Genomic DNA, 26312 nt, shown 5'->3' with positions numbered 1-26312 from the left:
CTTCCCCATATCTTTATTGAACGTTAAATTTTGAATCCTTGACGTGATATAGTACTTGCATAACCATCTGCCAACAATTTTCTTAAAACAAACATCTCACGGTTAACACTTTTTATGTCAAAATTAAACAAATAAAGAAAATACGAATACAAATCACATTCAAAGAAAAATAAAAACATTGAGTATTAAACAATCATGGTACTATTTTTTCTTTAACACATAATGCATATTCCATTGTAACGCTATAACACTCTCTCGCTTAACAAAACTTATGATCCAAAACCTTAAAAACAAGAGAGATAAAATTTTTGTTGATTGAACGATAAGCGCACGAATCTCCAACAAGATTTCCGGCATTACATCTATTGTTTTCCTTACTGACCTTCTTACACTGCTCTTCCCATAAATAAATGAGTCTAACGCGCTCTATAAGCGATAAAATTGATTTCACTTAAAACCAATAATATCCAAATCAACGGGTTTTCTAAATCAACAGTTTTTAATGTATCATAAAGTGTGTACACACTGTTTTTCATTTAACAAAAATAACTTGAAGTGCATGAGACGACATCCAAAATTGCACAGATGAGTGATCTTCCCCCTCATAGTAGAAAACTTGTAATGCATTGATTTAGAGTGGTTAATTTAATCATTTTACATTCTTTGAATGAGCAACCAATGCAATGTGTAATCAAACCAATCGCACCAGCAACAACAGCCTAATATTGCACTCTTCAAAATGATACAATACAATAAACTATGTTTTATTTTTTATATGCCTCAATTAGGGAAAATAAGTAAAAAACAAAAGTCTATGTTTTACAAATTATTAGAAGATACCGTGTTGATAAAAACAGAAATAAAACTAAAACATCTCTTATATCCAGAATACCATTTTACATAAAAAACGACTTTAATGGTGCATAACTCAGTATAAGATCCTTATGATTTTGACTATAGGTCATAGTGTCTTTCCCTATATCGTAAAGACCCTCAATGAAATAACCAAAAAACTCCGTATTTCACAAACACAGATAAGCTTTTAAAATGAAAAAATCCGTTAATGATGAAATAGATACATCACTCTATACAGCTGTAGCAACCATCGATGTCAGCGCCATCGTTGCCAATTATATCACTTTAGCCAAACGTGTAGCTCCAACGGAATGTTCAGCAGTTGTAAAGGCAAACGCCTATGGATTAGGAGCTCACAAAATTGCTCCTGCCCTTTATCAAGCTGGTTGTCGCACTTTCTTTGTCGCCCAAATCATAGAAGCACTCCAATTAAAAAGCATTTTACCATCAAATGTCACGATTGCCCTTCTGAATGGACTTCCACACTTAGCAGAAGAGTTTGTCGCACAATCTGGTATTGTTCCTGTTCTAAACTCTTGGAATGCCATTGAAAATTGGCAAAAAATTTGTCAAAAAAAAGATAAAAAATTTCCAGCAATTGTTCAAATCGATACCCATATGAACCGATTAGGACTGGATCAAAAAGAATTACAAAAACTCATCAAACACCCTACAGTTTTCGAAAAAGCAGAAATAAAATATATTCTCAGTCACCTCGCGAATGGAGAAGATGATACCCACCCATCAAATTATGCCCAATTGACTTCTTTCAAAACTGTCCTTGCACAACTGCCGCCCTGCAGAGTTTCCTTTGCCAATTCTGGAGGCATCTTTCTAGGATCAGATTTTTATTTTGATCTTGTTCGCCCAGGTATTGCACTCTACGGAATCGAACCTCAAGGAAAATACACATCACTTCTGAAACCTGTTTTAAAACTTGAAGCCCAAGTCATCCAAAATCGCGTTGTTGATGCAGGAGCACCTGTTGGTTATGGAGAAAGCTTTATAACCAACAGACCAAGCACTCTTACAACCATTTCTATAGGCTACGCAGACGGCTGGCTTCGTGCTCTTTCGAATAAAGGAACAGTTTATTTCAACGGGTACAAACTTCCCATGGTTGGGCGGGTTTCTATGGATTCCATTATTGTAGATACGACCGATCTTGATCAAAAACCTCAAACAGGTGACTGGGTAGAACTCATTGGACCCCATCAAACACTTGAAAAAGTATCTATAGATGCCGATACCCTTCCCAATGAAATTCTAACATCTCTTGGCTCACGCTATAAATACATTTACACATAAAAACTCTTTAAAGAAATAAATTGATAAAAATCATCATTTTAGAAAATTGAAGAGCTTTTACGAAAGATTTTACAACAATCAATCACATAGAATGGTCATAAACACCACACATTCACAGAAATCTCAAAATAGACAAGTTGATGGAGTGTTTTATGGAAGTAGCTTTCACTCAAAATACAAAAACTTAGCCTTTTCCCCATAAATTGACAAAAAAGAATCTACTGCAAAGTTTTTAAAATTAATTTCCCAATTAAAATCATTCGCTTGCATATCACAAGCTGGACTATGTTTAGATAAAAATGATTTAAGAAAGGAATAATACCTCTTATGAACCATCTCAAGTGCCAAGGGCTATAAACATTAGGCGCTAGTAAAGTGTATGATGATGCCAACTTCCTCCTTCATAGAGCGTAAAGATTGAGGGGCTTTCAATAGATTCAACGTTGTACCATTCACAAACGCCGTCGTGAAATAGAATTGGGAACGAAGTGTTTCTTTAAAACAAATACGTGAATTAACAACCCAAGTATATTCTTTTTAGAGCGTTCTGTTTTACATGAGGGTCGTGCCCCCATTAAAGAACACAATAAATGAAAGCATGAGACAATGTGTAATCCCCATTATTAAAAAACATTGCTTTAGATACTTTTGAAAGCCGTAAAGCTGAATTCAAAGAAGATGACAAATTGAGAATTGATTTTCATCTTTACGGCTTTATATTTCTCTGAAATTATATTGTCTTCCAGTTTCAAAGATTACGTCAACAGAAATACGCAATCCCCTCGCCCTCATCTGGCATACAAAAGCTGTAACTACTCATAAGCTCCTTTTTGCCTCAATCTCTGGCTCAAAACATGTCGCTGCATTAAGTTTGTATGTTGATTTACAGGTAACAGATAAAGCACACGTGCTCTTAGGAAAACAACGCCGTAAAGCCACAAACTGACCCGCAATGGATTGGAAAGATGTACCGGCTTTTTATAAGACACCCTGTAAAAAACAACCATAATACATTTGGCTTTGCGTTTATTCATTCTGACAAGTGTTCTTACATATTTTTGCATCATATTTATAAAAAGCAGATTAAAGAGAAATATTTAGACAATTCTTGACTCGAGAAGATGCAACAACAGAGTTTCGCGTGTCTTTATCATCAGAAGCACTAAAATTGATTTTATTCTTTCTGCAACCGGTCGTAGTCACTTTAATGAGAGTAGTATGTCACAACACATGCAAAAGACTGGACCCTATCCCCCGTAGGTTTCACTCTCGTTTACGTGAATTAGCTGGCTAGACCGATGTGCCTAATCACTAAAACCATGTCATACGATAGAAAGCAAAGGAGAGCATGCCTATTGCCCACAAAACACAGCTTTTTTTGTCGACTTTTTCGATTTTGCTCATGTTATAAAAAACAATGCAAGATTCTAGAAAATAGGCAAATAACTCCATAGTAACATGATCAATAAGTACAAAACCCACACAAAACGTGTGGGCTTTTTTGTTTATGCAAATAAAAAAATTAAATACATATTTTTATTTAATAGGTATTTCCTAATGGCGGGCACGAACAAATGAGCATTCTGTCTCCCGCAACATTATCAATACGCGATACAGGAGGCCAATATTTATTGGCTGGATCAAGAGAACTGTTGGGAAAAGCAGCTTCTTGTCGCGAATAGGGTCGTGCCCAAGCATCATCTAAAGTATCTGCCACTGTATGAGGAGCATTCACCAATGGATTATTGTCTTTTGGCCAAACCCCACGACCAACTTTCTTTGCTTCTTCAGCAATAGAGAGTAAAGCATCACAGAAACGATCAATTTCTACTTTTGGTTCTGATTCCGTTGGCTCAATCATCAAAGTTCCCGGAACAGGGAACGACATTGTGGGCGCATGGAATCCATAATCAATGAGACGTTTTGCAATATCGTCAACACTCACCCCATACTGCTCTTTCAACACACGTGTATCCACAATACATTCATGAGCAACACGTCCATGCTTGCCCCGATAAAGAATGGAATAAGCGGATGAAAGACGTGCAGCAATATAATTGGCATTTAAAATGGCTATTTGTGTTGCATATTTTAAGCCATCAGCCCCCATCATTCGAATATACATCCATGTAATCGCAAGAATAGACGCACTTCCATAAGGAGCCGCCGAAACCGCATGTGTTGTCCCATCCTGTTCATGCCCTGGTAAGAATGGTTTGAGATGCGCTGCAACTCCAATTGGCCCCATACCAGGACCACCACCCCCGTGGGGAATGGCAAATGTTTTATGAAGATTCATATGACAAACATCAGCGCCAATATCTGCAGGACGAGCAAGACCTACAAGTGCATTGAGATTAGCGCCATCAAAATAAACTTGTCCGCCATTTGCATGAATAATAGAACAAATTTCCTTAATGCTTTCCTCATAAACACCATGTGTTGAAGGATAAGTAATCATGAGAGCAGCCAATTTATCCTTATGTAATTGCGCTTTCATTTTTAGATCATCTACATCAACATCACCATCGCTTAAACATTTTACCACAACAATTTCCATACCTGCCATATGTGCCGAAGCTGGATTGGTACCATGCGCAGATGCAGGAATAAGACAAACTGTACGTTGATGTTCTCCCCGTGATTGGTAATATCGTCGGATAGCCAAAAGCCCCGCATATTCACCTTGAGCACCAGAATTTGGCTGAAAAGAAACTTGCGCAAATCCTGTAATTTCACATAACCACGCATTTAACTGATCGATCATCTCCAAATAACCCGCTGCATCCTCTTGTGAAACAAAGGGGTGCATATTGGCTATACTAGCCCAACTCACAGGCATCAATTCAGACGCCGCATTAAGTTTCATTGTACAAGAACCAAGAGGAATCATAGCACGATCCAACGCCAAATCCTTATCCGCCAAACGACGCAAAAAGCGCATCATATCTGTCTCTGAATGAACCGCATGAAAAAAGGGCTGGGAAAGAAAAGCAGCATCCCGTTTTTTGCCAAATAGCTGTGGAGAAACCTGATCGCCTAATTGTGCCCCAAAAAGCTGCGCTAAAGCACAAGCATCTTCTTCTGTCGATAATTCATCAAAATTAATTGCAATGGTGTCATCATCGAGAACACGAATAAGGCGTCCACTTATTTTGGCTTGATGCGCGATTTCTCCCGCTTTTCCCTTCACAACAATGCTTACACAATCAAAAAAAGATTCTCCTTCACAAAAAACACCTGCAGCTTCTAAACCAGCAACAAAACGACATGTTAAATGATGAATTCGCTGCGCAATTTCTTGTAAACCTTTCGGCCCATGCCAAACAGCATAAGCGGTTGCCATATTAGCCAACAAAGCCTGAGCTGTACAAATATTTGACGTCGCTTTATCGCGCCTAATATGTTGTTCACGTGTTTGCAAAGCTAAACGAAAACCAACACGCCCTCTCGTATCCACGGATTGACCAACAATACGCCCTGGAATAAGACGCGTTAACACATCACTCACTGCAAGGTAACCAGCATGTGGACCACCAAATCCCATCGGAACGCCATAACGCTGCATAGAGCCAACAACAATATCTGCCCCCCATTGAGCAGGTGGCTCCATAAGAGTAAGCGCTAAAGGATCAGCGACAACGATAACTAAAGCACCTTTTTCCTTTGCCTCTTTTATGATCTCACTGTAATCATGAAAAGCACCTTTTGTATCTGGCCAAGATAAAACAATTGCCGCTGTATTAGAACAAATTTTCCTCTCTTGGCTGATACAAATACCCTGCGTTTCAGCACGCGTTTTCGCAACACTTAAAGTCTGAGGATGTAAAAGACTCTGAAGAGAAATTTTTGTTTTTTTCTCACGGGAAAAGCGAAAAGCGAGGGCATTAGCTTCAGCTAAAGCAGTTGCTTCATCAAGAAGGGAAGCAGCAGCAACAGGTAAACCTGTTAGTTCACTAATCAATGTCTGAAAATAAAACAAAAGTTCTAAACGACCCTGGCTAATTTCTGCTTGATAAGGCGTATAAGCAGTATACCAAGCAGGATTTTCAAATAGATTTCGTAAAATAACTGGGGGCACATGAGTTCCATGATATCCTTGCCCAATAAAACTTTTGTGCACACAATTACGCTCCATCATCTTGGAGAGTTCTTCCAAGGCTTGTCCTTCACTAGCAGCCTTTGGCAAATTAAGTGAACGTCCTAAATGGATAGAGTGTGGAACAGCTTGAGAAATGAGTGTATCAACACAATCAAGCTCTAAAATATCAAGCATTTTTTGTGTTTCATCAGGACGCAGCCCAATATGTCGAGAAGAAAAAGAACGCTCGATCATGACACTCATCCAATTAAAGCCTTATAAGCATCTTTATCCAACAACCCTTCCAGTTGTATCTCATCCTGCAATGTCATTTTCCATAACCAACCTTCTGTTTCGGCTTTCTGATTTACCAATTCAGGATTATCAGCCAATGCTTCATTTATTCCCACCACTTCACCATCAAGAGGAGCATAAACATCTGAAGCGGCTTTCACCGATTCCACAACAGCAGCTGCCTCTCCTTTGGAAAGTTTTGTCCCACTTTGTGGTAAATCAACAAAAACCAAATCCCCTAATTGCTCTTGCGCATAATGTGTAACCCCAACAGTCACCACTTGTCCTTCAACGCTAAGCCACTCATGGTCTTGTGTAAAATAAATTTTAGACATAAAAAATCATCCTTTAAAATAACGTTGTTCAACGAAGGGAAGTGAATGAACTGATAATGCAATCTTTTTGCCTCGCAATTCTGTAAAGACTTGTGTCCCTTCAACTTTACAATCAACAGGAACATAACCCATCGCGACAGGACCATCAAAAGAAGGACCAAAACCACCTGATGTTACAACTCCAATCTCATTACCTTGATCATCAAGAAGCACCGCACCAGCACGAATAGGTTGGCGCGTTTGCGGTTTTAATCCAACACGACAACGAGCAGGTCCTTTTTGCAGCGCTTCAAGAAAAGCCTTCGCGCCATAAAATTGTGCTTTTTCTCGAACACTTTTAGGAACAGCCCATGTCAAAGCAGCATCAATAGGTGTCGTATCAGGGGTAATGTCATTTCCATGCAAACACAACCCTGCTTCTAACCGCAAGCTATCGCGTGCTGCAAGTCCAATCCACTCAACACGAGAATCACTCAGCAATTTTTCAGCCAATGCATGCGCATGCCCTATGGGCAAAGCAATTTCAAAACCATCCTCTCCCGTATACCCAGAACGCGTTATAAACCAATCTTCTTGTGGTTCGAAGCCTTGCATAAAGAACAATTCATTCCCTGGTAAATTCGCATCAGCAAGAACAGCTGCCGCTTCAGGACCTTGAAGAGCAAGCAACACCCTTTCAAGGGCAATCACTTGACATTCAAAATCAACTGCACGCTTTTCCAATTCTACAAAATCAGCCTGTGCATTCCCGGCATTGGCGACCAACATAAAACGGCCCTCTTCCAAACGGGTAATGATAAGATCATCAAGAATACCAGCCCGCTCATTAAGCAAGTAATTATACCGTGAATACCCAATCTTTAAAGCTGCTGCATCAATGGGAAAAGCGTAGGATAAAAATTCCACGGCTTGTGCCCCTTCAATGGCAATCAATTTCATATGAGAAATATCAAAAAGTCCTGCATGTGCACGCGTATGAAGATGCTCTTTCAAAACGCCAAGAGGATAAGTTAAAGGCATGTTCCACCCCGCAAAAGCACCAAATTTTGCTCCTGCTTTTTCATGCAGATCATATAAAGGAAGTGTTTTTAAAAAAGATGTTTCTTGTACTGTGCCCATAATAACTCCAAAGCTGCGCTAACGCCCACAGAATATGGCCGCCTCTGCACCCCTCTGTCATCAACCTGAGAGACTCGCGAAAAGATTTTTCGCTTACACCTTCGGCGCGGGCTCTCCCGACTTTCCAGATCTGCCTTCTTCCTTTTACGGTCCTTAAAGCCTGAGAGATTATGGGCTATTTCCCCTTCGGCGGCAATGCAAAAATTTGCAATCTGCACTCTCCCGCAAAAGAATGAAAGAAACGACAACGCTCTTTCCAGCATGTTTTAACCTATAACCTATCTTTATTACACTGTCATTAGGAAAGTGATGAAAATGTTCCCATTTTAAAACTTGCATAAGCTGCTTCAAAAGATTTATAATAGCGTCCTTTTGAACCTTACAAAAATTGCAAGGAATACATTTTAGGAAATTTAAAACAAAAATCAAAAGCTACAAACAAAAATACCTCTTGAAAATCATGCAAAACGTCACACACTAAAAAGATCGCAAAGCAATATTCTTTCTCGCGCAGTTCAACCTTAAAGATAGGGTTTCATATTCTTTATTTAGAATAAGGACTTCAAGTATTTTATAAGTATGATTTTAATGCACAAGAAGTGGGGTTTCTGCTTTCTCAATAGTGTCATAAATTGCGACTATTTACAAACTATAACTACCGAATAAAGGTCCCAAAATACCCATGAAAGCTGGTAATATCTCTTACGATTGTGAAAATGATCTTCCAAAGCAAATTGCCCTTTTTCCTTTAGAAGGTGCACTCTTACTACCCGGTGGTTTTTTATCACTCAATATTTTTGAACCAGAATCACTTGAAATGATTGAAAACGTTATGGTGACTGATCGCCTATTGGGCATTATTCAACCACTTTCATCGAATACAGACCGCTTCTCTACACAACTTTATAAAACAGGCTGTATAGGGCGCATTACAAACTACAGTGAAACAGGAAATGGACAACTGTTCATTATCTTACAAGGTGTTTGCCGCTTCACCTTAGAACAAGAATTGATAAACACCAAATCCTATCGAACAGCTCTCATCCAATCAAACATAAAAGACTTGCAAGAATTTGATATTGAAGAAAGCATTAACCGAGAGAGCTTACTCGACGTTGTAGAAAAATATCTAACCATACATGAAATGGAATATAATTGGAGCAGTATCATAGAAGCCCCTACACCTATATTGGTTAATGCTTTTTCAGCTCTTATCCCCTTTACACCAGCAGAAAAACAAGCTCTCCTTGAAGCTCCAGATATCAAAAGCCGTGCCCAAACTCTTCTTGCATTAACAGAACGCTCACTCATGAAACAAACAGGAACAGATTACCGTTTAAACTAATAAACATCAAAACATGAAAAAAATGACCACAGATCCCAAAATGCTCGAATTACTCGTCTGTCCCATAACGAGAGGCACACTCTCTTTCAACCGAAAAACACAAGAGCTCATTTCTCTCAAAGCCAAACTTGCCTATCCTATTCGTGATGGCGTTCCCATTATGCTTGCCTCAGAAGCGCGTCCTTTGCAAAACAATGAAAAAGTAGCGTATAAAAAATAAGAAATCTTCGTTCATTTTTTCTGGAGAAACCTGTTATCAATCACTGTTCTATGAAAAGCTCTCTTTTGCTCATGCAATCTTTTAATATTGGTATTTTAAAAACTGATCCATGACACGCCAGCATTCTCTTTACCAACTCCCAATATTGTAGTTGCTTTAAAAAGTCTTTTTACTTTTGAATGCGAAAACAAGCTTTCATTTTTATACAAAAGAGATGGATAATGGATAAAAGTCATATAGTTATAATTTTAAATATACCCTATAATGATCACCAAAAAATTGTCCTAAATTCCATCAAAATAAAGGGATGCATTGCAACAGTTGCGTGTAAACTTTGCAAAAAACAACCAAAACAACTGCTGTCACTCTGGTTGACGATTTAAAGAAATTATCCTATGAATGAACTTGTATTTTTGGTCGTATACGCAGTGATCAATAGGGCCTGGAAGCCCTGAAACCGAGTATAAAATAAACCCGCTTTTTGCGGATATCCCGGAATTTCCGGGGGCTCTTGTTATGTCCAAGTGCTTTCAGCACTAAAAGCAAGAGGCTGGCTCGGTTTCAGCACTTCCAGACCCCGGAATACTAATGCGAGGACGCTCGCAACCGGAGGGGAGCAAAGTGCAAGCCAAAAATCTACATTTTTACGACATTTCTTTAGGCAAAAAATTCGCTTTAGAAGAAACGTCATGGGTTTTTCTCAAAAACAATTAGGGAGTCATTTGGGCGTAACGTTTCAACAAATTCAAAAGTATGAGAAAGGTTTAAATCGCGTAAGTGCAAGACGTTTACAAGAAATTGCTCATATATTAGATGTTCCCGTTTCCTTCTTTTATGCTGATAACACAAAAAAGAAGATCCCCTCTATCATTGTGATAACAGGGTAGAAAGCAAAGCAGAATATTTACTTTTGCAAAGTTTCAGAATGCTGACCCGCAAAAAACAAAGGGCTATTTTGCAGTTGATTTCTGGTGAAAAAAATGATCCCTTATTTTTATAAATTCACTGAAAGAACAATCAACGTCCTTAATAACGTTGAAAAGAATTTTGACTGTCTCCACACACCTTATGAGAACGAAAATTCTTAAATCTAATTTGGTCTGTAAATAGTGTGAATTCTAAAGAGTTCAACTTAGTAATAGCGCATTGATTTATAATGATAATCTAACGTTATGTATATTGAATAAGTGTCCCGAATATCGTAAAATTTTTTCATTTCAAACTTGTTCTATATTGAACCAATCAAAATCACTTATTTGCACATTACAAGCAGAGTTGGCATGTGAATAAAAATGTACAAAAAAAGGCATACCTCTTATTGAATCATCTCACATACCAAGGACTGCAGCCACATTGGGTGCTGGAAAAATGTATGATGGTGTTAACTTGCTCTTTTATTAAAACGACTTTCCACTCATATGATTCACTTAAACCAAAGGCTCGCCAAACAAGTCTACGAATATTCCCACACACTAAAAAACACTAAAATATATCAAGAAAGCTTAAAGAGCTTATACCACCATACTTCAAATGACAATATTTTATAGCATAACAGGATTAAAGTAAAAATAAGAAATATAAAGTAAAAAAACAGACTCGAAAAACTATATGTATCACTTTCATAAGAATTTATTTATATAATGGATGCTTAAGTTTATCCTGTTGTGCCATAAATCCTATCATTTAAGGTATAAGGGTATGAAACATGTATACCTCCTTGAAACATTCAAATGTTTTTTAGATGCCCAATATCTTTTTAAATATTTTTAGGCCTGCTTGTTGAGCCTTTAGTTTAAGTGAAAAAGGGGAAGCCGCTAGAATCTGGCTGTTTACAGACTGTAATAGGAAATTTTGCCTTTAAAAGCGTAGGGACAAGATCAAATAATTCAACACTTAACAGATAAAATATTAAATTCCACCAACGCGATACGTAATACCATCCTTAAAAATTCAAACGTGTTAAGGTAAACAATTGACAGGAGATAAGGAATTCACTTAATTAAAGTGCTCTCTAAAGAGATAACAGTTTCGCGTACAATATTCAATTTTTCAATTCTGAAAAATTAAATAAAGACGTATCATTTGAAATAAAACAATTTATTGTGCTGACAATAATGATTGATGTGCACAAAATTGAGTTGTTGAAAATCAAAAATATAATTTAGTGATGTTCCTTGACCAACTCACTCTCTCCTGAGTATAGCACGGGGAATAATTGTGGAGAGACATGAGGAGTACATAGAAAATGAGTTTTAAAGTTGCAATTGTCGGCGCAACCGGAAATGTTGGTCGCGAAATGCTTACAATTTTAGAGGAACGTGGTTTTCCTGCGCATGAAATTGTCCCTCTAGCATCACGACGCTCATTAGGACAAGAAGTATCTTATGGAGATAAAACTTTCAAAGTAAAAGCCCTTGATACTTACAATTTTTCTGACACAGATTTTTGTCTTATGTCTGCGGGAGGAAGCATTTCCAGAGAATATGCTCCTAAAATCGCTGCAGCTGGCTGTGTCGTCATCGATAATTCCTCCACGTGGCGCTATGATTCCAATGTTCCGTTGATAGTCCCTGAAGTCAATGCCGAAGCTATAAATGCCTTTTCTAAACGTAATATTATAGCAAATCCTAATTGTTCAACAATTCAACTGGTCTTAGCTTTAAAACCTCTCCATGATGCTGCAATCATTAAACGTGTTGTTGTTTCTACATATCAATCGGTTTCTGGAGCTGGTAAAGAAGGAATGGACGAACTTTTCGAACAATCACGTGCAGTTTTTGTTGCTGACCCAATTACATTAAAAAAATTCACTAAACGCATTGCCTTTAATGTCATTCCTCATATCGATGTTTTCATGGAAGATGGTTATACAAAAGAAGAATGGAAAATGACGGCTGAGACGAAGAAAATTCTCGATCCGAAGATTAAATTAACAGCCACTGCTGTTCGGGTCCCTGTCTTTATCGGTCATGCCGAAGCCGTCCATGTTGAATTTGAAAAACCACTAAGCGTATCTGAAGCACAAGCGCTTCTCCGCAATGCTCCCGGTTGTCAGCTTATCGATAAACACGAAGATGGTGGCTATACCACACCTTATGAATGTACGGGAGAAGATGACACCTTTATTAGCCGTATTCGTGAAGATATCACCGTTGAAAATGGTTTAGCTTTCTGGGTTGTCGCCGATAATTTAAGAAAAGGAGCAGCATTGAATGCAGTTCAAATTGCTGAATTGCTCATTTCTCGTAATTTGATAAAGCCTAAGTCCGTAAATTAACGCCCTGCCCGAAAGGATGAAGAGCCCTAGCCGGTATGTCAAAAGTCCGGCTTCTCTTCAGTATAACCTTCTCCAGCTGAAGGTTCATATCACCATCCTAAAGAACTGTAATCCAAGGTATTGTCAAATTTGACTCTGAATGTCCTTGAATGCCTCGCCACCTTAAGTTAATCATCGCCATCTTAATACCATTTTACGGTACAAAAAGGATCAGCAGAATAAGCATTTTTTGCTTCACGCTGCTGATCCTTTTTGTCATTCCGGTTGTGAAATTAACTTTACCCTTATCGAGCAGGATAAGTCACAACACGGTAACGCGTTTCATTACGTTCAAAATTTTTGTAATTGACATTATCAGGAAAGGAGGGATTATAAGCACTCACGTGCTTTACAGAAACGCCTTGTGCTTTTTGCGACGGATTTAAAATTGTTCGTTCATCCCTTTTTTTGACACCTGTAGAATCGATAATCACATCTGTTCTGTATAGTTTTTGCATATTTTTCTGTGTTTTTTGAATCGCCGGAAGAGCTTTAAAGTCGGAAACAGCCTGTTTTACTTTTTCTTTTGGCGATTTTACCATGGATTTTGATTTTGCTGGCATCTTTTTAAAAGCAATGGTAGGAACATCGTTAACATTGACGTAACGTGCAGATGCCCAACCAACTTTTCCATGATAACTAAGAGAACACCAAGTTTTATTGGATAGGCAGCCATAAATTTGCACTTTTGCTCCCATTGGAACCATTGCGATAACTTTATAAGCTGTCGCAGGGCCTGTGCGTAAAGATACCTGACCTGATGCAACACGAGCAACTGTTCCTGTAATGGTTCCAGCTTCCGCGTGAAAAGCAGTCACAGCCACCCCTGACGCTCCTAAAGCCCATAAAGTCATCATTGTTGATAAAAATTTCTTTCTTAACATTATTTTTCTTCCTCTCTAAAACATATGAAGGACAAAAATTCGCCTTTGCAAAAATTTGCCGCGTTTAAATCCAATGATCAGCAACCTTTATTTCCCGCCCAAAAGACCCCACAACATTGCAACAAAATCTCTCTTTATTCCCTCTACACGAACACGGACTTTTGATCTTGATTGCACAGTATGTTCCTCATGAATTTACGGCTAAAGCATCATCTGATTGTCTGGTTCTTCAACCTATCGTCCCTTAAAGAAGTTTTTAAAGTGTTATTGGTTCCCTCAACAAATCATTGCAATAGAAGAATTGATTGCCTGAATTTCAGAGAGTTTCAGAGAATGAATAATGATAAGCCCCCAAAACTACTAAAAATAGAAGGAAAAATAATACTTTTTTAAAAATAAAAGTGATTGAATATTATCTAAAGCTTGTATAATTTTAAATCCGCCTAAAAAATACAGAGTATAGAGTATATTGAAACTTCCTTCAAAAAATCTCTTGGAAAAGAAAGTTAAAAGAATATGACATTAAAAAAAATTTCTTGCGGTCAGATTATAGGATTATTCCTCTCTCTCTTTGCACTTTTTTTGTCTACTGCTTGTGTCATGGCTACAGACAAATCAAAAATCAAACTTGGTGTCATGGAAGGACACGAAGCAACCATTTGGAAAATCGCTGCTGAACAAGCTAAAAAAGCTGGTTTAGAAATTGAGCTTGTTTATTTTTCTGATTACACTTTGCCCAACGATGCTGTTAATGCAAGAGAAATTGATGCAAATTCTTTTCAACACACACCTTATCTTAAAAATCAAATGAAGCAGCGTGGTTATAAACTTTCAATTGTAGGGTACACATTTATTACCCCAATAGGTCTCTATTCCCACAAAATTAAAAACATAAAAGAATTGCGCGATGGAGCACATGTTGGCATTCCTAATGATCCATCCAACAGTGGAAGAGCCCTCCTCCTTCTCAATTCTCTAGATCTTATTAAATTAAAAGACCCTCACGATATTCTTGCTTCTCCGCTGGATATTATTGAAAATTCTAAAAATTTGCAAATTCGGGAACTCGATGCCGGCATGTTAGGACGAGCTATTGATGATTTTGATATTGCTGTTATCAATACAAATTGGGCTTTGGTTTCAGGATTAGATTTACAAAAAGATGTCGTCGCATGGGAAAAAGCAGAAAATAATCCCTATAACAATATCATTGTTGTGCGTGCCAGTGACAAAGATGAGCCATGGGTCAGAAAATTAGTTGCTGCCTACAATAGCGAACCCGTCCGTGCAAAAATCAAAGAGATTTTTGGTCCAGCAGCGAAAACATCTTGGTAATTTTGCCAAATATTCTGGTAATGTTAAATGGACAAAAACGCCCTCATTTCGCTAAAAAATGTCAGCCGTTATTTTAACAAAACGACTGACACTCCAGCAGTTGATAACTTATCTCTCGATATCCATGCCGGTGAAATTCTTGGTATTATCGGTCGTAGTGGGGCAGGAAAATCAACACTTATTCGCTGTTTAAATGGATTAGAAAAAATTGATGCAGGGTCTCTTTTTTTTGAAGGTATCAATATTTCAAATCTATCAGAGACAGAATGGGCGCCTTATCGTCAACGTATTGGAATGATTTTTCAACATTTCAATCTTTTATCATCGCAAAAAGTTATTGATAACATTGCATTACCACTCAAATTAACAGGAGTAAACAAAAAACAGCGCAACAAACGTGCCCTTGAGCTTATTGAATTGGTAGGATTATGTGGTAAAGAATATTGTTATCCGGCAGAATTATCAGGAGGGCAAAAACAACGCGTTGGCATTGCTCGCGCGCTCGCTGCTAATCCTAAAATATTGTTATCAGATGAAGCCACCTCTGCTCTTGATCCTGAAACAACACAGTCTATTCTTGAACTTCTTGCCGATATTAATAACCGACTCAATCTTACGATTGTGCTTATTACCCACGAAATGGAAGTGGTACGCGCGATTGCGCATCGCGTTGTTGTCCTCAATCAAGGACGCATTGTGGAAGAAGGACGTGTAAAAGATATTTTTACATCCCCACAAGAAGAAACAACCATTGCCATGCTTAAACTTGTTACGCCACAACTTCCTGAAAAATATGCAAAAAATCTTAAAGCCATCGGTCAAGAAGCTGTTATTGAAATGAATATTGCCGGCGAAATTACCCAACAACCTTTTCTCCATCTTTTGGAAGATGAAAGCGGTTTAAGAGCACGTATTCTCCATGGTGGCATTGATACAGTCCAAGGAGAAACCATCGGGCGACTCTTCCTTGCTCTTCCTTCTCAAGATAAAAAAGCTTTTAAAAAAGCCGTTCAATGGTTAACTGAAAAGGGACGATATTGCGAGGTATTAGGTTATGTTTAATGTTCTGTCTCATGAACTCCCCAATGCTCTTTTTGATACAATATTGATGACGATAAGTGCTTCTTTTATGGCACTAATTATAGGACTTCCACTTGGTCTTCTTCTTCATACAACATCACGTGGAGGAATTTTTGCTTCATCTCTTATCAATCGCCCTTTAAGCATCATCATTGACAGTATTCGCGCCATTCCCTTTATTATTCTTGCATTTTATCTTCTTCCCATTACCCGTATCGTTGTAGGAAGAGGTGTGGGAATGCCTTCTGTAATTTTTGTTCTCACCATTTCAGCTATTCCCTTTTATGCACGCATGGCGGAACTCTCTTTTAAAACAGTTGAAAATGGTCTTATTGAAGCTATCCGCTCTATGGGCGCAAATCGTCTTCAAATTATCAGACATGTTCTTATTCCTGAAGCTCTCCCTAGCCTGATTACAGGTTTTACAGTCATGGTCATTTCTCTCATAGGAGCCACCTCACTTGCTGGATATCTTGGTGGAGGTGGTTTAGGGGATATGGCAATCCGCTATGGCTATCAACGCTATAATACCTTCATCATGACCATTGTCATCATTCTTTTGATTATGCTCAATATTATAACCCAATGGACTTCTGACAAAATCGTACAAAAACTTGATAAAACAAAACATTAAAAGACTTAAATTTCACATATCAGTACCATCATCCTCTTTACTACTTTCCAAGCACAACAACCCTTGGCTATCGAAAACGTTCATTAGAGATTAGGAACTTTTTTCTTAAACAGTTTTTATCTTTCCCCATCCATTTGTAACACGAAAGAAAATAGTTTTAATTAATTGAATATAAAAGGGTATAAAATGAAAGATCTTACAATATTCGAGACGCTCTCTTAACATAAAAATGATAAATTATCATGTTAAATTAAGATATTGGTCACAACCTTAGACAACATATTGAATTTATAATGATAATATGGCGTTATTCATATTGAATTAGAACTCTGAATACCGTAAGATTCTCTCATTCCAAATTTATTCCATATTGAATCAATCAAAACCTCTCGCTTGCACGTTACAAACGGGAAAAGCCGTGTGAGTAAAAACTATACAAGCAAGAAAGGCATGCCTCTTATGAATTATCTCAAACACCAAAGCCTGTCTTAACATTGGAGGCTAGCATATAATATGATGGTGCCAGCTTTCTTATTCACAAGCATAAAGATGGGAGTGCTCAATGGCTTTATCGTTATACTATTCACAAGCGCCATTGCGAAATAGGCTTGGGAGCATTGAGAGATGTTTCTTTAAAATAAGCCCGTGAATTAGCAACACAAGTGGATTCCATTTGAAGCATTCTGTTTTACGTGAGGGCTGTGCCCCCATTAAAGAACGCTATCAACAAAAGCGTGAAGCAATGCACAATCTTCATTAGGAAACTCCTCTTCAAAAAGACCTATGAAAGATAGCAATCTGCTATGGCTATCAACGCTATAACAGCTCCACCATACCTATCACCCTATAGATTATTCTCAATATTATCATTGAAGATAACTTCTCATAGAATTGTATAAAAATTTTATAAAATAAAGTACTCAAACTAATCTAGACATTGGACATTTTCTCTCCCACCACAGCCACAATAAGCCATTGAGCTGTAAGAGCTGGTTTTTTTAACTGTTCAATTTCCACTGTAACCCCATAATGGAAAACCACTCGACCAGAAGGGCGAATTTCTGCATCATCTAACACAAAACGCGCACGTACCCGTACCCCTGTTTTCACAGGACTCATGAAGCGTACTTTATCGAAACCATAATTAATCCCCATTGTGCTCCCTTCCAACTCTGGAAGAGCCTCATAAGCGAGCGTAGACAAAAGCGATAATGTTAAAAACCCATGGGCAATTGTGCCCCCAAAAGACGTCTTTTTCGCCTTTTCTTCATCAACGTGTATCCATTGGTGATCATCTGTAGCGCATGCAAACTGATTAATCATATCCTGTGTAACAAGACGCCACCTCGATAATCCCACTTCTTTCCCAATAAAACTGGTGACATCTTGTACTGCTATTTTTTGCTGCATAACGCTATTCCTATTTTATTTGATAAAAGCAACCACCCCTCTTGCTTTTATAAAATCCATTGATTAGAGCATCAAGAATAAAAGATTAATTGTCTTAAAAAGAAATGCACCTTATGAATGAGAAAAATTTTTTAGCAGAATAGTTTTCAAATGGGAAAAAAGAATGGCAAGCAATGTGAACCTAACAGGTTTAGCACATGATTTGAAACAACGTGCAGAAAAGCATCCCCCCATCCGTATTGGACTGATTGGTTGCGGTGAAATGGGCACAGATTTATTATCAAGTATTGCGCATATGGATGGTATAACAGTCGCTGCAGTAGCCACTAGGACGCCATCACGTATTTTTGATGCCGCTACACTAGCCTATGGGGAGGATGGACATGTCTGTGAAGTTGAAAATACTTATGCTCTCACGCAAAGCATTGAAAAAGATTTGATTGCAGCAACAGATGATATTAACCTTGTTTTACGTCATGAACAAATTGATATTATCGTTGATGCAACAGGCTATCCTGAAGCAGGAGCAGAAATTGGTATCAAAGCGCTTGAAAATAACAAACATCTTGTCATGATGAATGTTGAAGCAGATGTTACAATTGGCGCTTATCTCAAACATGAAGCAGAAAAACGAGGACTCATTTATACACTTGGTGCCGGAGATGAACCAACTTCTTGTATGGAACTCATAGAATTTGTTTCAGCCCTTGGACATAAGATTGTTGCAGCGGGTAAAGGAAAAAATAATCCTCTGCGCTTTGATGCTATACCTGATACTTACGAAGAAGAAGCATTCCGGCGTAATATGAATGTGCGCATGTTAGTTGAATTTATTGATGGTTCCAAAACGATGGTTGAAATGGCAGCAATTGCCAATGCCACTGGACTTCTCCCCGATTGCCCAGGAATGCATGGACCACAAGCGGCGCTGCAAGATTTAAACAAAGTGCTTATCCCAAAACAAGATGGAGGCATTTTGCAGCAATATGGTATTGTGGATTATTCAACAGGCCAGGGTGTTTCCCCAGGTGTCTTTGTCATTGCAGAAATAGCACACCCACGTTTACGCGAACGTATGGAAGATTTAAAAATTGGTCAGGGTCCTTATTTCACCTTTCACCGCCCCTATCATTTAACAGCAATGGAAGTTCCCCTCACCTGCGCACGCGTTATGCTTTATGGCAAAAAAGATATGGCTCCTCTTAGCCATCCCGTAGTAGAAGTCTGTGCTGTTGCTAAAAAAGATTTACATCCAGGTGATCAGCTAGACTTTATCGGTCTTTATACTTACCGCGCTTGGATAATGAACATCGCAGAAGCACGCGCTCACCACGCCATTCCTTGTGGTCTTTTAGAAAAAGCAACAGTAACAGCTGCAATTAAAAAAAACGAACTCATTACAGTACATAATACTGCTATTCGTGAAAATCAATGGATTGCACGTCTTCGTGCTAAACAAGACCTTTTACTTCATGGACCTTCTTCCGCTAAGCTATAAACACTCCTTATTACCTTACTTAGAAGTATCCTTCCCTTACGCAACAGAACAATCCAGAATACACTTGTATCACAAATACAGGTTTCTGTTTTAATAAAGGCATTTTCCAACGACACACATCACTACTTCCCTCCCACAATATGGCCCGTAAATGCTACAATATAAACCACCCCATAAAATGGCATAAGATTCATTGTGAATCACTATCTTTACTCTATAAAGATACAAACCGGCATCATCATTTTATTTGCCAATATTACGACAATCCTTGAGCCTTTGAGATGATTCATGAGAAGAATTTTACTCTTTTTTTAATAGTTTTATCCATACACGAAGGCAACTTGTCATACGTAAAAAATACTTTTGATGGATTTAACATAAACAAATTTGAGATGATAAATAATAATCTATCATTTTTCTTATTGCAAAAGAGCCCTGAATACAGGGATATTTTTATTTTATCCTCTTATGAAAGAGAAAAAATTTTTAAAAAGGATTAAGTTTGCCTTTGATGAATAACCTTCATATGAGAGAAGGTAGACAATATTAAAAGGCTGATAAAGATAGTGAGTATACTAGCCTTATTACTAGGAAATAACCATAAACTGTAAAAAATCAGGTTACACTAATTTATAAAAAAAACATAAATGTAGGACCTTGAACTTTAATAATGTTAATAAAAGCTACATTTAGTATTAAGAATAGTGATTTTTCACTCCAGTACATTATAAATAATTTCAAATACTTATTTTTTCAAAATAATGAAGTGAACAAAAAAATCCTTGACTTTTTTGAAGAGCTTTCTATTAAAGTGTACTGAATATTCCCAAAATAGATACAACAGCACCTAATACATCCCCAATACATAAAGAAGCAAGAAGTGCTAAAATACCTATTCCACCCCAAAAGGCTGAACCTGAAAAAGCAGAAGCTTTTTCAGCTTTCCCCAAAGCAATGCCATCTTGTTCCTCAATGCCTCGACTAACTGCTCTATCCACAGCTTTAACAGCTACATTTTTTTCTAGTGAAGAAATAGTAACTGCCATTCTCTCTTGAAATTGATTTTTCACAAAACTTGCATTTCCCTGTATAGTTTGTACAAAAAAAAGAATAAATAGTGTAAAAGTAAATGAACATACACTATTTTTAAATATTTTAAACATAGCTTTCTTTTCTCCTCTTTTTCTTCACTGAAAAAATGAAATAATATTCACATATATAAAAACCAAAACTTATATTTAATAATTTATATATAACACATTATGTATTACATGTAAAGACATAAAATCAATAATTGATAGAAACAAATTATAAAATAAATAAATCTATCAGATTTACAAAAATATTATAAGAAACACTAGAGCACCAACAAACTACATAAAATTAAATAAAAATAGAGTCTTTAAAAATAATATTATCCTCAAAATACTGAAAAACAATTTCATTTATTAATTTTTATAAAAGTTATTATATATTTTTCATTAATATTGTATAGATAACAGCCATATTTATATTTTTAGTAATTATATTTACTCTATATTAGTAACAAATAATTATCTTTAAAAGAAATTTTTGCCAATATTCAAATAACTGTATTCAATTTGTGCAAATTAAATAATAATAATAAATAATTGATCAAATTCTTGAAAGAAAATTTATAGAGAAAATTACTAAAAAATTGCGTTTTCAATAAATAATGAAAAAATTATTTTTCATTATATTATGTGAAGTATTTAATCTGTCTGAATATTTACTTATTAAAAATGAGAATATGCATCAGAAAGAATTACCAAAGATAGCTATCTTTAGAACAGTCGCCTCGTATTACAGAAAAAATTGAGTTAGCTTTGCTCACTAAAAGCTTCACTATTTTTAACAAAGCTCTCATTTTTATAGCATCCATATGTTTTATAGCATCTATATATGATGTAAAAAAATGCCTATTTGCGTTTCTCTTATAGATAGATTAAATAGTAATAGCACCTTTGACCACTTTGTCTGTGTTAACTTCTCTTTTAGGCAATAATTTATGGTATCTAACAGGCCTTTTCTCGCTCTTTTACCTTTGGGCGCACACGAATATCACGGAGAGCACCTTCCCTTCGAAACCGACTGGATTATTGCTGAAGCTTTTGCAAAAGCCCTCACTTTACAAACAAAAGAGCAGTTTCATATCGCACTTTTACCAGTTGAAAAGATTGGCTATTCTATAGAACATATGGATGTTACAGGCACACAAACTCTTACCTTTTCTGATGCGATTAAGCGATGGATAAAGATTGGTGAAAACTGTTATCATAAAGGGATCAACCGTCTTCTTCTTCTCAATGCTCACGGAGGCAATTCACCTTTAATGAGTATCGTTATCACCGAATTACGAAAGCGCCTTTCCATGCTCGCTGTAGCAACAAGCTGGAGCCGTTTTGGTTTGCCACAAGGTCTTATGGAGCCTTTTCAACAGCATCTTGATATCCATGGAGGTTTTATCGAAACCTCTCTCATGCTCTATTTAGCACCGGAAAAAGTTCATATGGAAAAGGCAACAAATTTTCATAATAAACAAGCAGATATGATTGCCAATTATCGGTATTTACGCGCTTATGGTCCTCATGCCTTTGGCTGGACAATGCATGATTTAAATACGCAAGGTGCGGCAGGAAACGCAAGCAAAGCAACACCACAAGCAGGTGAAGCAATCTTTTCTCATGTTCTGTCTCAGCTTCGTGATTTACTTGATGATATCAATCGATTTAACATAAACACATGGCAATAAAGAACAATAAAAGGTCTCTCCATGGAAACGACACACCCCAAAAAACTTCCCGTTACGGTTCTCACAGGCTATCTTGGTGCAGGAAAAACTACCCTTCTCAACCGCATTCTCAGTGAGAATCATGGCAAACATTATGCCGTCATTGTCAATGAATTTGGTGAAATTGGTATTGATAATGACCTGATCATTGAATCAGACGAAGAAATTTATGAAATGAATAATGGCTGTGTTTGCTGCACCGTACGTGGTGATCTCATTCGCATTCTGGAAAGTCTGATGCAACGTTCTCATCGATTTGATGCGATCATTATAGAAACGACAGGACTTGCAGATCCCATTCCCGTAGCACAGACCTTTTTCATGGATGATACTATCCATGAAAAAACAGCTCTCGACAGTGTCATAGCGGTTGTTGATGCAAAGCATTTGCCCTCTCAACTGAAAAAAAGTCGCGAAGTTGAAGAGCAAATTGCCTTCTCTGACATCGTTCTTTTAAATAAGATTGATCTTGTCACAGCACAAGAACGCGCCTATGCTGAATCCCTTATTCTGGGCATTAATCCTCGCGCTATACTCTATACAACACAGCGCGCCAATATCCCTCTTGAGACACTCCTCAATCGTGGTTTTTTTGATCTCCAACGGACTCTCGATCATGAACCTCATTTTCTCGATCACGAACATACACACCAACATGCCAACCATGTGTGCGGTCCCGATTGCCATCATGACCATCATCACGCATCCTCCACTCATGATATTACCATCACTTCTGTAAGTTTAAAAACAGGTGCTCTACAACCAGAAAAGTTTTTTCCTTGGATCCAACAGATTACGCAGCAACAGGGACCTGATATCTTGCGTCTCAAAGGCATTATCGCCTTTCAAAGAGACGATGATCGTTACGTCATTCAAGGTATACACATGCTTCTTGAGGGACAACATCAACGCCCATGGCGTGAAGATGAAAAACGAGAAAGTCGCCTTGTTTTTATAGGGCGCTCCCTTGATGCTGAAAAATTAAAAACTGGTTTTGAAAATTGCGCATAAGTGAGTGATAATGCCAAACATTACCCATTATGATCTCAAAAGTTACTGCCTTTCCTGCGGTTTTATAGGCAATAAACCAGCTTTTGTTTCCGTAGAAGGTTTCATTGTTTTTTTTAATCCAACCCCACAAATCTTTGAAGTTCACAAAGGAATAATTTCAAGCCATTTTTCCCATGACAATACCGCAATCATCACAGGTGGAGAAGATGGAAAAATCTGTCAAACAACCGCAGCGGGACATACAGAAGTGCTAAGCCGAAAAGAACGCAAATGGATAAACAACGTTGCTTTTGGTCCACAAAAAGCTTTTGCTTTTTCCTCCTCACGTTTCGCATTTGTGCATGTTGGAAAAGAAAGACAAGAGCTCACCCATGAACGCAGTGTAGAAGGCCTCGCTTTTGCCCCAAAAGGTTTACGACTTGCCGTTGCCCATTACAATGGAGTTACTCTTCATTGGTTATCAACGCAAATAGCTCCCACCACATTGGTATGGAAAGGAGCTCATTGTGGCGTCACCTTTTCGCCAGACAACCGCTATGTCATTTCCACGATGCAAGAAAACGCCTTACACGGCTGGCGTCTTAGAGATCATCAACACTTACGGATGAGTGGCTACCCAAGCAAAGTCAAAAGCTGGTCTTGGAGCGCAAAAGGAAAATGGCTAGCAACATCAGGTGCCTCTGCCGCAATTGTTTGGCCCTTTCAGACAAAAGATGGCCCCATGGGAAAAACACCACTAGAACTAGGAACACGAGCAAATGCGCTTGTTAGCACCGTTTCATGCCACCCAAACAAAGAAATTGTAGCAATAGGCTTCAATGATGGAATGATTTTAGCGGGATATTTTCATGATGGAAAAGAAGTCCTTCTAAAAGGTTATGGGAAAAGTGCTATCTCAGCACTCAACTGGGATCAAGCAGGATACAACCTCACCTTCGGTAGCGAAAATGGTGAATGTGGTATGATCAATATCACTGATTAAATCGAGCATCAACAAACGCAACCATCGCTGATAGAAAATGCCTACACAATCCTCTAGAAGTCCTAATTCCCCTTACATCTTTAGAGCTCTAAGAAATCCTATCTCCTAGTCTCCTCCAAAAGTCTCATAAAATCTTCGTAATCATTGAATCTTTCCTCCCCCTTCAGACAAGAAAATACCTTAAACATGTTTTTTGACCTTTTAACATTGCTACCCCCAAATACAAGAATAAAAAGATCGCCCACAGCTCCCTATAAACACCTATATAGGCTACATACTTCGGCAAAAGAATTTTTCTTAAAAATTCAGCAAAAATAGCTTATACCATCATTGAAAGAACTATTTATTCCTACGATCAGAAGAATGGAATTCAACACTATTTTCCTAAATAAAAAATTTTTTTATTCCCCTCTCTAAAGAGCAAAGTTTCCTCCTAGCAGCCTTCTACACTTCAGTTTCTTGCCTAGCAGATTCCATCTAATAATCATTTCATAGAGCTTCTATCACCGCCCTCTGTATCGGCATCTCCTCCATCTGCGGATTCTGTTTCTCCTGCTTCTGCCTCTGTTGAACCAAAGCCTTCTACATCTTCTGACCCTATTGATCCTTCGTCTAATCTTCCTACGTCGCTTGATGTTCAGGTTAATTTCCAAATTAGGGCTGTTGTTCCTCAATTACCAACTTATCTTCTTTTGCCCAATGCCTTATTTCATGCTGGTTTAGTGGATATGACCACGCAAAATAAGACGTTAGAGACCATGCGGAATGCTTTTCATTCCTCTTGGAAAGATGGTGAAAAGACAGCCTTTTTTCTGCATGCTTATGGTGGTAGCCATCATTATGCTTCCAATTTATCTGCTTTTAAATATGGATATGGAGCCGAACTCGATTATACTGCACTGGAAGCAGATATTTTGCTAAAGGAAATTGAAAGTTTATACAGCCGTTTATGAACATTCTCGAGTGCTAAAATCTGTACAGTATTGAATGCTGAAAAAAGAATAATGATATCTGTTTATTACAGCAATGGAAATAATATATTGTATCCTTATCAAAATTTCTCTGGCACCTATCATTTACAAAAAAACAACCGTAAAAAAACGATAACGCATAATTTGCTTTTTATTATAATTTGACTTCAAACTCCCTCTGTTTTTTTAAAACAAATATTTATTGAAAGTTTTTAAGTAAATATCATAAAAAAGGGAATAAATAATATGCGTATTAAATGATATAAACGTGAATAAAGTTTTAAAACAAAATTCAAAACAGTGCATAAAGCTCATAAAGACTAAACTTGCGATCTATAAAAATTAATAAAGAAATGGACAAAAATAATCATCCCCTCTTAAGAAAAACGCCTAAAAATCAATTCTCATCTACTTTATATTAAAAAACAACCATCAATATCGCCTCTTTTGAAAGATCACACCACACGTATTCAGCATTCAAGCTTCTCACATTCACATTGAAATCTGTCCCCATATCATAACATCAAAAATTTTAGAAAAACTCCTCATCTCATAGAAGAAAGTATATAAATCATAAATCTAAGAAAGCATCTATTGTAATCTTTTATATCAAAAATAATCATATTGATTGAAGCAAAACAAATTTTAATACATTGAAAGGCAGAGAAATATTCTGCCTTTCATATAAAAATACACATTGTACCTCTTTTAAAAATGATAGCTTAATCCACCAGAAAAATGCGTTCCAGAAAAACCAACTTTCTTAAATTTATGCTGATAAGTTAAATCTCCATAAAGAGAAAGTTTTGAAGAAAGACGAGC

Annotated in this window: 17 protein-coding genes, 3 pseudogenes and 1 riboswitch; of the genes and pseudogenes, 14 read left to right on the top strand and 6 right to left on the bottom strand. The window is 37.4% G+C overall.

Annotation, left to right across the window (positions count from 1 at the left end; all coding sequences use genetic code 11):
- Positions 1–1047 precede the first annotated feature (1047 nt).
- A complete protein-coding gene (gene alr, locus ACFIJS_RS07260; protein WP_375650915.1) occupies positions 1048–2163 on the top strand; it encodes an alanine racemase in 1116 nt (371 codons plus the stop codon).
- Between the two features lie 1540 nt (positions 2164–3703).
- Here the strand turns inward: alr and gcvP are convergent.
- From gcvP to gcvT, 3 genes are read right to left on the bottom strand one after another with little or no spacing between them, the layout of a single operon-like run.
- Positions 3704–6499 carry an aminomethyl-transferring glycine dehydrogenase gene (gene gcvP, locus ACFIJS_RS07255; RefSeq protein ID WP_375650927.1) on the bottom strand — a complete coding sequence of 932 codons (2796 nt, stop codon included), beginning with the start codon at positions 6497–6499 and terminating at the stop codon, positions 3704–3706.
- 5 nt (positions 6500–6504) lie between these two features.
- Positions 6505–6873, bottom strand: a complete 369-nt coding sequence (gene gcvH / locus ACFIJS_RS07250; protein ID WP_375650914.1) for a glycine cleavage system protein GcvH — start codon at positions 6871–6873, stop codon at positions 6505–6507.
- 6 nt (positions 6874–6879) lie between these two features.
- Positions 6880–7992: a glycine cleavage system aminomethyltransferase GcvT gene (gene gcvT, locus ACFIJS_RS07245; RefSeq protein ID WP_375650912.1), complete on the bottom strand. Its 1113-nt coding sequence runs from the start codon at positions 7990–7992 to the stop codon at positions 6880–6882.
- 137 nt (positions 7993–8129) lie between these two features.
- Positions 8130–8227, bottom strand: a riboswitch (glycine riboswitch).
- Positions 8228–8674: 447 nt separating this feature from the next.
- Between gcvT and ACFIJS_RS07240 the strand changes: the two genes are divergently transcribed.
- The 4 genes and pseudogenes from ACFIJS_RS07240 to ACFIJS_RS07225 all read left to right on the top strand — a co-directional run bounded on the left by ACFIJS_RS07240 (position 8675) and on the right by ACFIJS_RS07225 (position 12834).
- Positions 8675–9337 (top strand): LON peptidase substrate-binding domain-containing protein, encoded by a 663-nt coding sequence (locus ACFIJS_RS07240; RefSeq protein ID WP_375650911.1) that lies wholly within the window; start codon positions 8675–8677, stop codon positions 9335–9337.
- Between the two features lie 13 nt (positions 9338–9350).
- Positions 9351–9557, top strand: a complete 207-nt coding sequence (locus ACFIJS_RS07235; protein ID WP_375650910.1) for a Trm112 family protein — start codon at positions 9351–9353, stop codon at positions 9555–9557.
- Positions 9558–10145: 588 nt separating this feature from the next.
- Positions 10146–10557 (top strand): annotated as a pseudogene (locus tag ACFIJS_RS07230) (helix-turn-helix domain-containing protein).
- Positions 10558–11802: 1245 nt separating this feature from the next.
- Positions 11803–12834: an aspartate-semialdehyde dehydrogenase gene (locus ACFIJS_RS07225; protein WP_375650908.1), complete on the top strand. Its 1032-nt coding sequence runs from the start codon at positions 11803–11805 to the stop codon at positions 12832–12834.
- A 284-nt stretch (positions 12835–13118) separates the two neighbouring features.
- Here ACFIJS_RS07225 and ACFIJS_RS07220 read toward each other — a convergent pair whose 3' ends face one another.
- Positions 13119–13757 (bottom strand): SH3 domain-containing protein, encoded by a 639-nt coding sequence (locus ACFIJS_RS07220; protein WP_375650907.1) that lies wholly within the window; start codon positions 13755–13757, stop codon positions 13119–13121.
- 516 nt (positions 13758–14273) lie between these two features.
- On the opposite strand from ACFIJS_RS07220, the gene ACFIJS_RS07215 reads away from it, so the two are divergent.
- From ACFIJS_RS07215 to ACFIJS_RS07200, 4 genes and pseudogenes are all read left to right on the top strand, one after another.
- Positions 14274–15092 carry a MetQ/NlpA family ABC transporter substrate-binding protein gene (locus ACFIJS_RS07215; protein ID WP_375650906.1) on the top strand — a complete coding sequence of 273 codons (819 nt, stop codon included), beginning with the start codon at positions 14274–14276 and terminating at the stop codon, positions 15090–15092.
- Positions 15093–15119: 27 nt separating this feature from the next.
- Entirely contained in the window at positions 15120–16154 is a 1035-nt protein-coding gene (locus ACFIJS_RS07210) for a methionine ABC transporter ATP-binding protein (protein ID WP_375650904.1), read from the top strand.
- Positions 16147–16806, top strand: a complete 660-nt coding sequence (locus tag ACFIJS_RS07205) for a methionine ABC transporter permease (RefSeq protein ID WP_375650903.1) — start codon at positions 16147–16149, stop codon at positions 16804–16806. The genes ACFIJS_RS07210 and ACFIJS_RS07205 overlap by 8 nt, the downstream gene beginning before the upstream one ends.
- Before the next feature lie 515 nt (positions 16807–17321).
- Positions 17322–17563: pseudogene (locus tag ACFIJS_RS07200) on the top strand (Arm DNA-binding domain-containing protein); the annotation flags it as partial.
- 173 nt (positions 17564–17736) lie between these two features.
- On the opposite strand, the gene ACFIJS_RS07195 reads toward ACFIJS_RS07200, so the two are convergent.
- Positions 17737–18216, bottom strand: a complete 480-nt coding sequence (locus ACFIJS_RS07195; protein ID WP_375650902.1) for a MaoC family dehydratase — start codon at positions 18214–18216, stop codon at positions 17737–17739.
- Positions 18217–18379: 163 nt separating this feature from the next.
- On the opposite strand from ACFIJS_RS07195, the gene ACFIJS_RS07190 reads away from it, so the two are divergent.
- Entirely contained in the window at positions 18380–19714 is a 1335-nt protein-coding gene (locus tag ACFIJS_RS07190; RefSeq protein WP_375650900.1) for an NAD(P)H-dependent oxidoreductase, read from the top strand.
- Between the two features lie 806 nt (positions 19715–20520).
- On the opposite strand, the gene ACFIJS_RS07185 is transcribed toward ACFIJS_RS07190, so the two are convergent.
- Positions 20521–20877 (bottom strand): hypothetical protein, encoded by a 357-nt coding sequence (locus ACFIJS_RS07185; protein ID WP_375624201.1) that lies wholly within the window; start codon positions 20875–20877, stop codon positions 20521–20523.
- Between the two features lie 866 nt (positions 20878–21743).
- Between ACFIJS_RS07185 and ACFIJS_RS07180 the strand changes: the two genes are divergently transcribed.
- The 4 genes and pseudogenes from ACFIJS_RS07180 to ACFIJS_RS07165 all read left to right on the top strand — a co-directional run.
- On the top strand, positions 21744–22487 hold the full coding sequence (locus ACFIJS_RS07180; protein WP_375650899.1) for a creatininase family protein: 744 nt from the start codon (positions 21744–21746) through the stop codon (positions 22485–22487).
- A 21-nt stretch (positions 22488–22508) separates the two neighbouring features.
- A complete protein-coding gene (locus ACFIJS_RS07175; protein ID WP_375650898.1) occupies positions 22509–23537 on the top strand; it encodes a CobW family GTP-binding protein in 1029 nt (342 codons plus the stop codon).
- A 10-nt stretch (positions 23538–23547) separates the two neighbouring features.
- Complete coding sequence (locus ACFIJS_RS07170) at positions 23548–24519, top strand: WD40 repeat domain-containing protein (protein WP_375650896.1); 972 nt, start codon at positions 23548–23550, stop codon at positions 24517–24519.
- Between the two features lie 500 nt (positions 24520–25019).
- Positions 25020–25466: pseudogene (locus tag ACFIJS_RS07165) on the top strand (autotransporter outer membrane beta-barrel domain-containing protein); the annotation flags it as partial.
- Positions 25467–26312 lie beyond the last annotated feature (846 nt).

This window comes from Bartonella sp. OT172YNZD (assembly GCF_042193725.1).
In the GTDB taxonomy this organism is placed as follows: domain Bacteria; phylum Pseudomonadota; class Alphaproteobacteria; order Rhizobiales; family Rhizobiaceae; genus Bartonella; species Bartonella grahamii_A.
The sequence above is the reverse complement of the archived record's forward strand: the minus strand, read 5'-3'. Positions and strand labels throughout refer to the sequence as shown.

Bases quoted from the DNA above. Each gene is read 5' to 3' on its own strand.
- alr (WP_375650915.1), top strand. From the start codon at position 1,048: ATGAAAAAATCCGTTAATGATGAAATAGATACATCACTCTATACAGCT.
- gcvP (WP_375650927.1), bottom strand. From the start codon at position 6,499: ATGATCGAGCGTTCTTTTTCTTCTCGACATATTGGGCTGCGTCCTGAT.
- gcvH (WP_375650914.1), bottom strand. From the start codon at position 6,873: ATGTCTAAAATTTATTTTACACAAGACCATGAGTGGCTTAGCGTTGAA.
- gcvT (WP_375650912.1), bottom strand. From the start codon at position 7,992: ATGGGCACAGTACAAGAAACATCTTTTTTAAAAACACTTCCTTTATAT.
- ACFIJS_RS07240 (WP_375650911.1), top strand. From the start codon at position 8,675: ATGAAAGCTGGTAATATCTCTTACGATTGTGAAAATGATCTTCCAAAG.
- ACFIJS_RS07235 (WP_375650910.1), top strand. From the start codon at position 9,351: ATGAAAAAAATGACCACAGATCCCAAAATGCTCGAATTACTCGTCTGT.
- ACFIJS_RS07225 (WP_375650908.1), top strand. From the start codon at position 11,803: ATGAGTTTTAAAGTTGCAATTGTCGGCGCAACCGGAAATGTTGGTCGC.
- ACFIJS_RS07220 (WP_375650907.1), bottom strand. From the start codon at position 13,757: ATGTTAAGAAAGAAATTTTTATCAACAATGATGACTTTATGGGCTTTA.
- ACFIJS_RS07215 (WP_375650906.1), top strand. From the start codon at position 14,274: ATGACATTAAAAAAAATTTCTTGCGGTCAGATTATAGGATTATTCCTC.
- ACFIJS_RS07210 (WP_375650904.1), top strand. From the start codon at position 15,120: ATGGACAAAAACGCCCTCATTTCGCTAAAAAATGTCAGCCGTTATTTT.
- ACFIJS_RS07205 (WP_375650903.1), top strand. From the start codon at position 16,147: ATGTTTAATGTTCTGTCTCATGAACTCCCCAATGCTCTTTTTGATACA.
- ACFIJS_RS07195 (WP_375650902.1), bottom strand. From the start codon at position 18,216: ATGCAGCAAAAAATAGCAGTACAAGATGTCACCAGTTTTATTGGGAAA.
- ACFIJS_RS07190 (WP_375650900.1), top strand. From the start codon at position 18,380: ATGGCAAGCAATGTGAACCTAACAGGTTTAGCACATGATTTGAAACAA.
- ACFIJS_RS07185 (WP_375624201.1), bottom strand. From the start codon at position 20,877: ATGTTTAAAATATTTAAAAATAGTGTATGTTCATTTACTTTTACACTA.
- ACFIJS_RS07180 (WP_375650899.1), top strand. From the start codon at position 21,744: ATGGTATCTAACAGGCCTTTTCTCGCTCTTTTACCTTTGGGCGCACAC.
- ACFIJS_RS07175 (WP_375650898.1), top strand. From the start codon at position 22,509: ATGGAAACGACACACCCCAAAAAACTTCCCGTTACGGTTCTCACAGGC.
- ACFIJS_RS07170 (WP_375650896.1), top strand. From the start codon at position 23,548: ATGCCAAACATTACCCATTATGATCTCAAAAGTTACTGCCTTTCCTGC.